The 13,368-nt window shown below is 46.1% G+C and carries 13 protein-coding genes; all 13 read left to right on the top strand.

All coding sequences use genetic code 11. The features are described from left to right. Window positions 1-25 precede the first annotated feature (25 nt). A complete protein-coding gene (locus tag CGC65_RS24825) occupies window positions 26-223 on the top strand; it encodes a hypothetical protein (protein ID WP_002565505.1) in 198 nt (65 codons plus the stop codon). Window positions 224-513: 290 nt separating this feature from the next. Continuing rightward, window positions 514-1,380, top strand: coding sequence for a MerR family transcriptional regulator (locus tag CGC65_RS24820; RefSeq protein ID WP_002565504.1), 867 nt, complete (start codon window positions 514-516; stop codon window positions 1,378-1,380). A gap of 180 nt (window positions 1,381-1,560) precedes the next feature. After that, on the top strand, window positions 1,561-2,190 hold the full coding sequence (locus CGC65_RS24815) for a GNAT family N-acetyltransferase (protein WP_002565503.1): 630 nt from the start codon (window positions 1,561-1,563) through the stop codon (window positions 2,188-2,190). A 269-nt stretch (window positions 2,191-2,459) separates the two neighbouring features. Further along, the gene (fabG, locus tag CGC65_RS24810) at window positions 2,460-3,278 is read left to right on the top strand and encodes a 3-oxoacyl-ACP reductase FabG (RefSeq protein ID WP_002565502.1); all 819 of its coding nucleotides are present in this window, start codon (window positions 2,460-2,462) and stop codon (window positions 3,276-3,278) included. Window positions 3,279-3,289: 11 nt separating this feature from the next. Continuing rightward, the gene (locus tag CGC65_RS24805) at window positions 3,290-4,474 is read left to right on the top strand and encodes a thiolase family protein (protein ID WP_002565501.1); all 1,185 of its coding nucleotides are present in this window, start codon (window positions 3,290-3,292) and stop codon (window positions 4,472-4,474) included. Window positions 4,475-4,536: 62 nt separating this feature from the next. Beyond that, window positions 4,537-6,114, top strand: a complete 1,578-nt coding sequence (locus CGC65_RS24800; RefSeq protein ID WP_002565500.1) for an acyl CoA:acetate/3-ketoacid CoA transferase — start codon at window positions 4,537-4,539, stop codon at window positions 6,112-6,114. Between the two features lie 12 nt (window positions 6,115-6,126). Further along, the gene (locus CGC65_RS24795) at window positions 6,127-6,531 is read left to right on the top strand and encodes a VOC family protein (protein ID WP_002565499.1); all 405 of its coding nucleotides are present in this window, start codon (window positions 6,127-6,129) and stop codon (window positions 6,529-6,531) included. Window positions 6,532-6,547: 16 nt separating this feature from the next. Further along, on the top strand, window positions 6,548-7,612 hold the full coding sequence (locus CGC65_RS24790) for a TRAP transporter substrate-binding protein (protein ID WP_002565498.1): 1,065 nt from the start codon (window positions 6,548-6,550) through the stop codon (window positions 7,610-7,612). Window positions 7,613-7,637: 25 nt separating this feature from the next. Next, on the top strand, window positions 7,638-8,138 hold the full coding sequence (locus CGC65_RS24785) for a TRAP transporter small permease (RefSeq protein WP_002565497.1): 501 nt from the start codon (window positions 7,638-7,640) through the stop codon (window positions 8,136-8,138). Then, window positions 8,139-9,434 (top strand): TRAP transporter large permease, encoded by a 1,296-nt coding sequence (locus CGC65_RS24780; RefSeq protein WP_002565496.1) that lies wholly within the window; start codon window positions 8,139-8,141, stop codon window positions 9,432-9,434. Between the two features lie 97 nt (window positions 9,435-9,531). After that, window positions 9,532-10,233: a FadR/GntR family transcriptional regulator gene (locus CGC65_RS24775; protein ID WP_002565495.1), complete on the top strand. Its 702-nt coding sequence runs from the start codon at window positions 9,532-9,534 to the stop codon at window positions 10,231-10,233. A 34-nt stretch (window positions 10,234-10,267) separates the two neighbouring features. Beyond that, window positions 10,268-11,902 (top strand): class I adenylate-forming enzyme family protein, encoded by a 1,635-nt coding sequence (locus tag CGC65_RS24770; protein ID WP_002565494.1) that lies wholly within the window; start codon window positions 10,268-10,270, stop codon window positions 11,900-11,902. A gap of 153 nt (window positions 11,903-12,055) precedes the next feature. Continuing rightward, entirely contained in the window at window positions 12,056-13,354 is a 1,299-nt protein-coding gene (locus CGC65_RS24765; RefSeq protein WP_002565493.1) for a DUF4272 domain-containing protein, read from the top strand. Window positions 13,355-13,368 lie beyond the last annotated feature (14 nt).

Raw genomic sequence — 13,368 nt, 5'->3', positions numbered from 1 at the left:
GTTTTAAAGAAAGGAGTCGGATAACATGAGAATTATGAATCAAAAGGTGGAGCATAAGCGCTATGGCATAGGGACTATATTTGCGCTGAAGGGGAAGAAGGTCTACGTGGCATTCGGCAAGTTATATGGGGACATGGCATTTCCATATCCCAAGGTGTTTGAGGGTGACATGAAATTGGTGAACCAGGAGCTGCAGGAAGAACTGATGGAGGAACTTGCATAAAGGCGGCTGTGGAAAATCAGCGGCAGCAGAGGGATGCATACAACGAAATGCCAGTTACTGCTGGAAAGGGGTTTTCGGGAGGCAGAATCAGGACCGGACATGCGTTATGTCGGGGACAATGCTTTTGGGAAGCTCCTTTTTGCATGTAAGAATTTTTTATTTAAAAAGTATTGACTCTTACGTAACGTGATAGTGTACAGTAGTGGTAAAAGATAAAGCTGATGCGGATATTCCGCTGCCGGCAGATAATCATAGGCGGAAGCTCTGAAATTGAAAGAAGGATGATTGGTATGATGACAGTGAAACAGATGTCTTCCCTGACTGGTGTCAGCGTTAGGACATTGCAGTTTTATGATGAAATTGGTCTGCTTAAGCCCGCTCAGGTGACCGAAGCAGGATACAGGATGTATGATGAAAATGCAGTGGCAGAGCTGCAGCAGATACTGTTTTTTAAGGAGCTGGATTTCACATTAAAGGAAATAAAGGCTGTTATGGCAAGTCCTTTGTATGACAGGAAGGATGCATTTGAAAAACAGCGGGAACTGATTCGGATTAAGAGGGACAGGTTAAACGCGCTGCTGGAGCTGTTGGACAGACTTATAAAAGGAGAGAGAACTTTGGATTTCAAGGAATTTGATATGAGCAATTATTTTCAGGTTCTAACAGATTATAAAAGGACACATATGGAAGAAATCATAAAGCAGCTTGGCAGTATGGAGAGCTTTGACGAAATGATTTCTGAGTTAAAGGCCAACGAAGGCCACATAGCACAGATGGCAGTAAAACAATATGGCAGCATTGAGAAATTCACAAAGGCCATGGAGGAAAATCTGCAGCATTTTCTGGAAAATGGACCTGGGTTCACACAGAAAGAGGCAGATGAGGCCGTGGATAAAACGGATACGCTGACAAAGAAGCTTACCGCGGATTTGAGTAAGGAAGCCGGTTCGGACGAAGTACAGAAGATAGCCGGTGAACTGGTATTACTTATCAATGAAAGCAATGGAGGAATGGATATGGGCAGCAGCTACTGGTCCTTCATGGTCAATAATTATATGACGAATCCCGCGTTTCAGGAAATAACAGACAGAAAATACGGGGAAGGTGCATCGGAGTTTATGGGGAGGGCGTTAAAGGTGTATTTCGGGATGGAGTAAGCGGTGGATGGAGAGAGCGGTGGATGGAGCAAGCGGCAGAGAGCATGGCTATATAAAATAATTTAGAATATCAAGGGTTCCTAAAATGCGGGATGTGTGCTATATTAGAGAATAATATTTTGCTGCCAGTCAATCATGCTGCGCACATCCTTTGTATGTGCAGGAAAGGAGAGGAACCTTATGAAGAATTCCGGAACCGTAAGAATGGAGACAAAGCGGCTGGTGCTGCGCCCTTATGTGATAGAGGACGCTGACGCCATGTTTAGAAACTGGGCAAACGATCCCCAGGTCACGAAATACCTCTCCTGGGAACCTCACAAGGATGTGGAGGAGACAAAGCAAATTCTGGAGGGATGGATTAAGTCATACGAGTCTAAGGATTTTTACACCTGGGCGATAGCGCGGAAGGAAGACGAGGGAAATGTCATCGGAAGCATTTCTGTTCCGCAGCTTAACCAGAAGGCGGGCCGTGTGACGGTGGGATACTGCCTGGGCAGGAATTGGTGGGGCCACAAAATCATGAAGGAGGCATTTGCGGAACTGATTCGGTTCTTTTTCGAGGTGGAGGGTGCCAATCGCGTGGAGGCCCTGCACGATACACGCAATGTGAACAGCGGAAAGGTTATGGCGGCCTGCGGGCTTAAGAAGGAGGGCACCCTCCGCCGGTATGGGTGGAATAATCAGGGGATATGCGATGAGTGTATCTATGGGATGGTGGCTTCGGATTATTTTGAAGGGAAACAACGTTGGGAAAATAAATTAGGAAAGCAGGAAATAGAAGGTTATGTATGGACAGCCGGGTACAGATAGTGTGCCTGGCTGTTTTTTTGCAGTACTAACAGGATATGTTTTTGGGAACGCGATAGGGAGAGTTCGTTAAACTATTAATTAACATATTGCTATTTCCAATTAATTGTATTTAAACATATTATGTTTTGCAGATAAAAATATAAGATATGCATAAAAATAACCATGAAATACTGGATAACCACACTGAAAATAGTAAAATATGCCCAAAATTATTGACATATAAGGTCGAAAATAGTATTATTTTACTATGATAATTCTGAGAGACAGCAATGTATCCGGATACAAAAATAATACCTTTTGGAATTATTAATAAGATGTTTGTTTGGAGAAAGGATAAAATTATGGGCAGAGATTTACAAGGAAGAGTGGCAATCGTAACCGGATCCGGGCGTGGCATTGGTTTGGGAATTGCGAAGAAGCTTTCTGAGAAAGGGGCTTCGATAGTGATATCTGATGTGAATGAGGACAATGCCAGGAATGGCGTGGCTGAGATAGAGGCAATGGGTGGCAAGGCTATCTATATACTGGCTGATGTTTCTAAATATGAGGATGCGCAGAATCTGGTTGACGCCACAATCAAAGAAATGGGAAGCCTTGATATATTGGTGAATAATGCAGGAATCAATAAAGACAGGATGCTTCACAAGATGTCTGTGGATGATTGGAATGCTGTGATTGCAGTGAACCTGACAGGAGTATTTAATTGTATGAGAGCAGCCGTTAATTACATGAGGGAAAGGGAGTATGGACGCATTATCAACATATCCTCAGCATCCTACCTTAACGGCAACATCGGCCAGGCAAACTATGCGGCAGCCAAGGCGGGAGTGGTGGCTCTGACTAAGACCTGCGCAAAAGAAAATGGAAAGAAAAATATTACATGCAATGCCATTGTACCGGGATTTATCGATACGGAGATGACAAGAGGAGTGCCGGAGAAAGCTTGGGACATCATGGTTGGAAAAATTTCCATGGGCCGTGCCGGTACACCGGAAGATATAGGAAATATGATTGCGTTTTTGGCATCAGATGAGGCGTCGTATATTACACAGGGTGTATTTGAAGTGGGCGGCGGAATGGTACTGTAAGGGAGGAAAAAATGAGCGAACGTATTGTGATTGTATCCGGTTGCAGAACTGCGGTGGGTAAATTTGGAGGAGCGTTAAAGGATCTGGAAGCAACGGATCTTGGAGGTATCGTGATTAAGGAAGCCGTTAAGCGGTCTGGCCTTAAGCCGGAAGATATTGAAGAGGTAGTGTATGGGTGTGTGGGGCAGGCGGCCGAGAACGCATTTGCTGCAAGGCTGGCATCGGTAAAAGCGGGAATTCCGTATGAAGCTACCGCACTTACCGTCAACCGGCTATGTTCATCTGGTCTACAGGCTATCGTCACAGCTGCTCAGGAAATCGAAAGTGGTATGTGTGAGATTGCTGTGGCAGGCGGATGTGAAAGTATGACGAATATTCCTTTTTATTTGAGAAAGGCCCGGTACGGGTACCGTATGGGACATGGAGAGTTGGAGGATGGACTGATTACGGCTCTGTCTGATCCTTTTACGCGCAGCCACATGGGTATTACAGCTGAGAATGTTGCCAATCAGTATAATGTGACCAGACAGGAACAGGACCGATGGGCGGCTATCAGCCAGCAGCGCGCAAGCAAGGCTCAGGAAGAAGGGAAATTTGACAGTGAAATTGTACCTATCGAAGTAAAGGTGAGCAAGAAAGAAACCATGATTTTTGATAAAGATGAGCATGTGCGTCCGGGAACAACAGCGGAAAGCCTGGCAAAATTGCGTCCGGCTTTTAAGGATGACGGAAGCGTAACAGCAGGTAATGCAGCGGGAATCAACGATGCCGCCGCCGCCGTGGTGCTTATGAAGGAATCCAAAGCAAACGCTTTGGGATTAAAACCTTTAGTCCGCCTTGTGGATGTGGCAGCGGCAGGGGTGGATCCGTCCATCATGGGAATTGGACCCGTGCCGGCATTCAGAAAATTGCTGAAGAAGACAGGGATTAGAAAAGAAGAAATAGGACTCATTGAACTGAATGAGGCATTTGCCGCACAGGCAGTGGCCTGCATGAAGGAACTGGAACTGGATGAGAATATTGTCAATGTAAACGGAAGCGGGATTTCCCTTGGTCATCCCATCGGAGCTACAGGATGCATCATTACCATTAAGCTGATTAACGAGATGATTCGCCGGAAGGTAAGATACGGAGTATCCACGTTATGCATTGGAGGAGGCCAGGGCCTTGCCGTGTTATTTGAACTCTGCTCTTAAGGGAGGGGAAATAAACAGATAAAGGTGTGCTGACGCAAATAGCACAGAGAATGGAGAAGATTATGAGAAAACCTATATTTGTTTCGGCACAGGAAGCAATTGGAATGATTCAGGATCATTCGACATTATGTACCATTGGGATGACATTGGTATCTGCCAGTGAAACTGTGCTGAAGGCAATTGAACAGAAATTCCTGGACACAGGTACGCCGCGCGGCCTTACATTATTCCATACCTGCGGACAGTCTGACAGAAAGGACGGAATAGCCCATCTGGCCCATGAAGGACTGGTAACGAAAGTCATAGGAGGGCATTGGGGTCTTTGTCCTCCTTTCATGGAAATGATTTCGGAAAACCGTTTGGAGGCATACAACCTTCCACAGGGGCAGATGGCCAACATGTTCCACAGCATGGCACTGCGCGAACCTGGAAAATTAAGTAAAATCGGACTGGGCACCTTTGTGGATCCCCGGATTGAAGGGGGAAAGATGAATTCCAGGACCATGGACAAGGAAGATATAGTGGCAGTGGTAACTGTGGATGGGGAAGAATATATGCAGTACCGTGAGGTGCCCATTGATACACTGGTCATACGGGGGACCTACGCAGATGAAGCAGGGAATATCAGTACGGAAGAAGAGGCAATGGTTCTGGAGGTTCTTCCTGCTGTCATGGCAGCCAAACGGTTTGGAGGAAAGGTAATCTGCCAGGTGAAGCAGGTTGTACGGACCGGCACCCTGGATCCAAAACGGGTGGCTGTACCGGGGGTTATGGTAGATGCGGTGGTGGTTTGCGAAAATCCCATGGAGGAGCATAAACAGACATCATCCTGGTATTTTGACCCTTCCTACAGCGGTCAGATTCATACTCCGCTCAGAGCGTCATCCTCTATTCCGCTCAACATAAGAAAAGTCATAGGCCGCCGTGCTGCCATGCTTCTTAAAAGCGATGTCATCATAAATGTGGGTACTGGTATCCCCAATGATGTCATAGGTCCTATACTGGCGGAGGAAGATGTTCAGGACGATGTGATGCTGACGGTTGAGTCCGGCATATATGGGGGCGTGCCGGCCGGGGGGATTGACTTTGGCATTTCGTGCAGTCCACAGGCGCTGATACCCCATGACCGGCAGTTTGAATATTATACAGGGGCAGGAATTGATTATACATTCATGGGCGCAGGGGAAATGGACGCGCAGGGGAATGTGAATGCAACCAAAATGGGGGCTGTTGCGGCCGGCGCCGGTGGTTTTATTGATATTACCAGCACTGCAAAGAACGTGGTATTCTGTTCTACCTTTACAGGTGGCCAAATCAAGGTGGAATTTGACGAATGTGGAATAAAAATACTCCAGGAAGGCCGGTTCAGGAAACTGGTAAAGAAGGTTCAGCAGATATCCTATAACGGGAAAATGGCGGTTTCCAGAGGACAGAATATGTTTTATGTCACGGAGCGGGCTGTGTTCCAGCTGACAGAGGATGGTCCCATGCTGATTGAAATTGCCAGAGGGGCGGATCTGGAACGGGATATACTGGCCAATATGGAGTTTCGTCCGCTGATAGCCGAACATATAAAAGAAACTCCGATACACATATACAGAGAGGGTCCATTTGGTTTAAAGAATATCATAAAAGGATGACAGGTGCTGGTTATGGAACATATGAAACTTCATCATGTGGGAATAGTCATGAATTCCCAGGAAAGAGCAGACCGGTTTATGAAAAAATTTGGTCTGGAAAAAGATTATATGGAATATGTGGAGTCTTACAAATCCAACTGCCTTTTTACAAAGCATAAGGAGGATGAGACGCCCATTGAACTGGTGATACCTTTGGAAGGGGTCCTGGCTACATATAATAATGGAAAAGGGGGGATGCATCACATTGCCTTTGAAGTGGAGGACGTGGAAGAGGTCAAAAGGAAGTATGAAGCAGAGGGGATGAAACTTCTGGAAGAATCAGCTGTACCGGGGGCGGGAGGAATTATCGTAAACTTCCTCCGTCCCAGATTTGGAGAAGGAATCCTGGTGGAATTTGTACAGAAGTTAAAGAAATGAATTGGAGGAAAAAACTATGATGAGAAGATATGGTTTCTTGGTAATGGCGGCTGTATTACTATTGGCGGGGTGCGGAAAAAAAGACGCGGGCAGTGCTGAACAGACGGCAAAACCGGCATCCGGTGAGACATTTACACTGAAGATAGGCAATACGGTTTCTGATATCGATCCATTTAATGTTGCGTACCGGGAGTTTGAGGAAGAGGTGGAAAAGGCTTCTGAAGGCCGTATACAGGTGGAGCTGTTTACCAGCGGTTCCATTGGCGAGACGGATGCCGACGTGCTGGACAAGGTACGCTCCAATACCCTTCAGATGGGCAACACCACACCCAATTGTTTTGCCGACCTTTCCGGAATGTCTGAGTATTATGTATATGGAATTCCATATCTGATGTCCACGGATGAGGAACTGAACGCGGTTGCCGAGAGCGAGTGGTTTATGGGATTGAATAAAGACTTTGCAAAAGCAACGGGCGTAAAGGTATTTGACGGCGGAGTAAATATGGGATGGTTTGGTTTTTCTGCCACAGGTAAGGAAATACATCAGATTGCCGACTTAAAGGGGATGGCAATCCGAATCAATCAGACAAACCAGATGATTGCCCTGTCTGAAGGCGCCGGGATCAATCCTCAATTCATTGCATTTTCAGAGGTGTATACAGCATTAGCCCAGGGTACCGTTGATGGTATGGTGACCAATGTGCCGTTGTTTTATTCCAATGGCTTTTATGACCAGTTAAAGAGTATACTGACCACACATTGCGGAGAAAGTTATCATTTTTATATTATAAATGATAAGTTTTACAATTCGCTTCCGGATGATTTGAAACCCATTATAGATAAAAATGTGGATAAGCTGATCGCCAGGACAAGGGAATTGGAAGTGGATTATCTGGAAGAAGCAATCGGAAAAATGAGGGAAAAGAATGTAATTGTGACCGAAGCATCCAAGGAAGACGAGGACATGCTGAGACAGATTTCCGTGGACAAAGTGTGGTGGGATGAGAACGTCTCTCTTACATCGAAGGAAAATGTGAAAAAGGTTCTGGAGATCCTTGGCCGCACCGATGAAGCTCAGTAACTGATTTTTGATTCAGGAGGAGCATATGAAGGCTTATTATAACGAGAATAAATTTTATAATCACCTGGAAGAATGGGTGGGCGCTGTTCTTCTGGCGGTCATGGTAGTGATGCTTTTTGTACAGGTAGTCATGAGATATATATTTAAGGCATCCGCTGCATGGATTTCAGAATATTCACTCTATATGTTTATGTACTTTGTATTCCTGGCATGCAGCGGGGCCTTCCTCAGAAATGACCATATTCAGATAATGGCTGTCATTGACAAGCTTCCGGGAAAAGTAAAAGAGGCTGCCCATTTGTTCCTGTATGTTGTTGACTTCCTTTTTGTCACGGTTGTGGGATATTATGTTTTTTTGAGGGTGATTGACCAGTTTCAGATGAAGACCGTATCCATTACCCAGTTTCCGCTGTGGATTATGTCGGCATCGCTTTTTGTGGGAATGGGAGCATCCGCTATCCGGTGCCTTATGAATATTTACTTTATCATACGTTATGAATTTATCAGTGGCAGGGAGGGAGAATAGATGGCTGGTACAATATTAATTGGCGGTTTGTTCGTGCTGGTATTTATGGGATTTCCCATAGCCATCGCATTGGGGCTGGTATGCTGCCTGTATTCGAATCTGTTTGGCACCATAGATATGTCGCTGATTGTGGAGTCCTTCCTCAATGGAACCAACAGCTTTACCCTTCTGGCTATCCCGTTTTTCATTCTCTCGGGGGAACTGATGATCGAGGGAGGAATATCCCAGAGGCTGATTAATTTCTGTATGAGCCTGGTGAAAGACAGACCAGGCGGACTTGCAATTGTTACAATTATTGCCAGCATGTTCTTTGCTGCCATATCAGGCTCAGGTCCTGCCACAGTTGCCTGCATTGGAGGCATCATGATTCCGCAGATGATTCGTGCCGGATACAGTAAGGAGTTTTCCACGGCGGCCGCAGCAGCCGGAGGGGCATTAGGGCCTATTATCCCTCCCAGTATTCTGTTTTTGCTGTATGGAGTGGCGACAAACACATCGGTTGCAAAGTTGTTTCTGGCAGGAGCCTTTCCGGGAATCCTTCTGGGTATCGCAATGATTATCATTGCAAAGAAGATATCGGTAAAGGAAAAATATGTTCCGGGACCAGAGGTAAAGGCAGAACTGCAAAAAGTTTATGACATGGGGTTCTGGTATAATTTTAAGGAAGCTATCTGGGCTCTGCTGGTGCCAATCATTATTCTGGGCGGAATTTATTCCGGTGTTTTTTCTCCTACCGAGGCTTCGGTTGTGGCCTGTGTGTATGCACTTTTTGCAGGTATGTTCATTTATAAGGACCTGAAGCTTACGAATCTTCCGGGAGTCTTTATGCGGGCTGCCAAGAGCTGCAGTTTTATTGTTATTATCTCTTTCTCCACGGCATTTGCAAAGCTGCTCACACTGGAAGGAGTGACCTCGTCCATAGCGAACGGTGTTCTGGATATGACTACAAATAAATATCTTATCCTTATATTGATTAACGTCCTGCTCCTTGTAGTGGGCATGATTATGGACGCGGCTCCTGCTACCATTATCCTCAGCCCCATTCTGCTGAAAATTGTCCAGCCCCTGGGCGTGGATCCGATTCAGCTGGGTGTTATCATTGTAATGAATCTGTCCATTGGTATGATTACACCGCCGGTAGGAATCAATTTGTTCGTAGGATGTAAAATCAGTAAAATACAGTTGGAGAGTACTTTGAAATTCGCATTGCAGCTACTGGTATACATGCTGGTGGTGCTGGCCTTGACCACGTATATTCCGGCCATAAGCCTTTTCCTTCCGCAGATGCTTACATAATCAAGTGCGATGCTCCTGATGTCGGCGGGGAAACTTGCGGTTTAAAACAGCTGATGTTATAATTTGGTAAAATGAGCTGGCAGGGGGGAGGATGGCAATGGGAGAGGGAAAGAAAAAATATAAGTACGATATTGTTGCGGATCAAATTTTAGAAGAAATAAGGAAGGGCAGATGGAAGGTGGGAGACAGACTTCCTCCTGAAGCGGAGCTGGCTTTGGAATTTTGTGTGAGCCGGGTCTGCCTCAGGGAAGGCCTGAAAAAACTGAATGTTCTCGGAATCGTTAAAATCATGCAGGGCGATGGTACATATGTAAACGAAGTGAATCCTTCTGAATTTATGAAGCCTCTGTTTAACCTGCTGACAGTGACGGAAAATGATATCGATGAAATCTATAATGCCAGACTGTTTGTGGAGAGCGGGGCATGCAGACTGGCAGCTAAAAACAGAACGGAGGAGGAGATTAAGGTACTTAAACGTTACCTCGACAATATGGAAGAGGCCATTGCCTTTAATGAGTTTGCTTCCTATTCGAAATACGACAGGAAGTTTCATGATCTGCTGGTTTCAGCGTCTAAGAACCGGATTCTCGTCCTTATATCCCAGATGTTCAATGATATTGCTCAGAGATACACGGACCGCCTGAACAGAGATCCGAAAATCGTATCCCGGTCCATGATGGACCACCGTCAGTTATTCGGTGCAGTGGAAGACGGGGATGGGGATTTTGCCTGTCATATTATGCAGGTCCATTTGGAACGTTCCAGAAGAGCCCTGTTAGATATCGAACATTCAGAATAGTCTGTCCTGCCTTTCCGTATGAGGGGAAAAGGAAATGTTATCTTGGGAAAATTATTGGCCGGACCTGCTGCGTGAACGTATAAAAGAAGCCGGGGCAGGCGGCCGGAACATCCATGTGTATGAAGGCATGGCAGACAGCATATATCATGCGGTTGGCCTTACCGCTGCCAGGTGGCCGGGTAAAACAGCGGTGGTGGATGACAAAGGACAAGCATTGACCTATGGCCGGCTGCTGGATATGACAGACAGGATGGCTGCGTCACTTAAGAAAAAAACAGGCATACAAAAAGGGGAGCGAATTGGAATTCTCCTGTATAACGGGCCGGAATTTTGTGTGTCATATCTGGCCGCCAATAAAATTGGCGGGGTGGCGGTTCCTCTCCCGGGAAAGTTTCAGAGGCCGGAAATCCTGTCTTTGTTAGAGAAAGCAGATGTTACAACTATAATTTGTGAAGAAAAGTTTGAGCCCTGGTTTGAAAATTTAGAGCACGTAACTGTTATTGTATCGAAAAGTGGACCGGATTTTGGATTGGACTGGATACTCCGTGATATGGAGGATAACGAAATAACGGATGGTGTGGGTACGTGGGATGATTCCGCCATTCTCATGTTTACTTCAGGCACTACATCCAGAAGCAAAGGCGTTGCCATGAAAAATTATCAGGTCATGAATTCAGTAGAAGCATACGCCGCAACCTTAAGGCTGACCCAGCTTGACAGTTCTGTAATAGCTACCCCGATGTACCATGTGACAGGAATGATATGTATTTTGTCTGTTATGCTGGCGGTGGGTGGCACGGTCTATCTCATGAAAAAGGTGGATGCGGACCGGATATTGACTTGTTTTCTTGAAAATAATATTACATTCTATCACGCGTCTCCTACCGTGTTTACAATACTGCTGGAAAAGAGGAGCAGCTATCCGTTAATTCCTTCTGTGAAGTCTTTTGCGTGCGGAAGCGGAAATATGGCTCCTGAGAACATACGGAAACTGAAAGAATGGATGCCCCAGGCTGAGTTCCATACTGTATATGGAATGACGGAGACTTCCGGAGCCGGAACCATATTTCCGGGCGGTGCGGCGGACAGCCCGTGGATTGGGGCTTCCGGCATTCCTATGCCGGACCTGCGGATCAAGATTGCAGATGATGATGGCACGGAATTGATGGAAAATCAAATCGGGGAGATATGTTTAAAAGGGAGTTTTGTAGTGGAGGAATACTACAAACAGAAGGTTGATTCTATTACAGAAGACGGATGGCTGAGAACAGGAGATTTAGGTTACTATAACCAGGCGGGTTATCTGTATATCGTGGACAGAAAGAAGGATATGATTAACCGCGGCGGGGAAAAGGTGTGCAGTTTTGATATTGAAAACACCATCCACACCCTTCCGGGCGTGGTGGAGGCCGTGGTCGTAGGGGTACCTGATTCCAAGTATATGGAAGTACCGGCTGCGGTAATCAAACTGGAAAAGGGAACGAATGTCCGGGCTGAAGATATAAAGGAGATGCTTAAGACCAGAGTGGCTCGTTTTAAGATACCGGAGTATATTGTCTTTGTGGAGGATATTCCCAAAACCCATAATGGCAAGATTGACAAACGAATGATAAAAGAGTGGATGAGAAATATAATGGAAGGGAGTCCGGAAATTTCCGGTGTGAAATAGAAAACAGGTATTTATGGGCGGACAGCCGGAAATAGATATTGTTTCCGGCTGTCCGCCCATAAATTATATATCTTGAAGGATTAATTTGTGTTTTTCCGCCAAACATAGTATAATCAAAATGTTGCAGACAACGAAAGAATTAAGGAGAATTATATGGAACCATTTGAAAATGATAAGAATCAGAATACGGAGCCTGTAATGGCAGAGAATATGACATCAGCCCCAGCAAAGCGATATGAAGGCAAGTCCTTCATTTTCTCAGATATCCCGTCACAGGAAAAAATCATTCAGGTTTTGTGTACAACCTTTGGCTTGGACCCGGAGGGAAAGGGAGATACCCTTGTACTGCATAACGGAGATATAGAAATCCGTCTGGCAGTGGCCAGCGAGTCTGCCGGTGAAAAGGCGGAGGAGTTTATAAAGAGACAGGTGGAGGGAACCTGCGACCATTTTTATCAGGTTAAAACAGGGGTTGTGGATGTTAAGACCAACCTGCTGTACCAGATTGGACGGGCCAGAAGTTTTGTGCTGGTGGAATATGCCTTTGACGTGGAGGACGAAGAGGATATTGAGGACAAGAAGACCATGATTGAGGATATGTTCGTGTCCATTTTAAACGATCTGGAGGGAATTATCCTGATTCAGAACCAGGATGAGAAAGAGGACGGCATGTTCTGCAGCGGGGAAAATGGGGAAAAGCTACTGATTCTGTCCGACAAGGGCGGAAGCGCCTTTACCCGCTATCTTCCCTATCAGGAGCCGGACTTAAAGGCCGGAAAGGATATCACCCAGGAGCAGGTGGACCGCAGGATGCGCACCATGCAGACGCTTATCGGAAATGCAATCTATGTACCAGGATGGCTGCCCGCAGTTGCGCCTGCTTCACAGATAACCTGCCCCTCCCTGGAGGAGACTGCTCAGAGGGCACTGGCCATTATGGGCGTTGCCATTTATTCGGAATGCCTTCTGGATGAAAAACAGGGCATGGAAAAGGCACAGAATTTCCTGATGGATTATATTGATAATAACAATACCCAGGATTATTTCTCTCCAAAGGAGTGGAAGTATCTGCACGATACGGCTCCCGACAGGAAGGAAATCCTGTCTTTCTTAAGGCAGTATGAATCCCTTCATGTGGTAGAATGGGCGCTGGGACTGGTGGAGGAGCTGGGATTCCCGGATCATCCCTGCAATCCCGCTGATTTGGTAAAGCTACTGAGAAATGGCACCAGTATCAGTAAAATCATGGCAAAATCCAGGCCTAAGAGCCCCAGAGAGCTGTTGGATGCCTGCGACCTTATTTCCTGTCTGGAATGGTCCTGCATCAACGCCAGACGCCATGAACTGCCGGAGCCTGTGGGCATGAAGACCGGGGTGGTAAGGGAGTGGCACAAGGCTCTGAACTGGCTGACAGGCCATGGCCAGTGGGATGAGGTAAGAACTAATTCCTAAAATACGCCTGTAAA

The sequence above is a fragment of the Enterocloster bolteae genome (assembly GCF_002234575.2).
GTDB lineage: Bacteria > Bacillota > Clostridia > Lachnospirales > Lachnospiraceae > Enterocloster > Enterocloster bolteae.
This window is presented reverse-complemented; position numbering and strand designations above follow the sequence as displayed.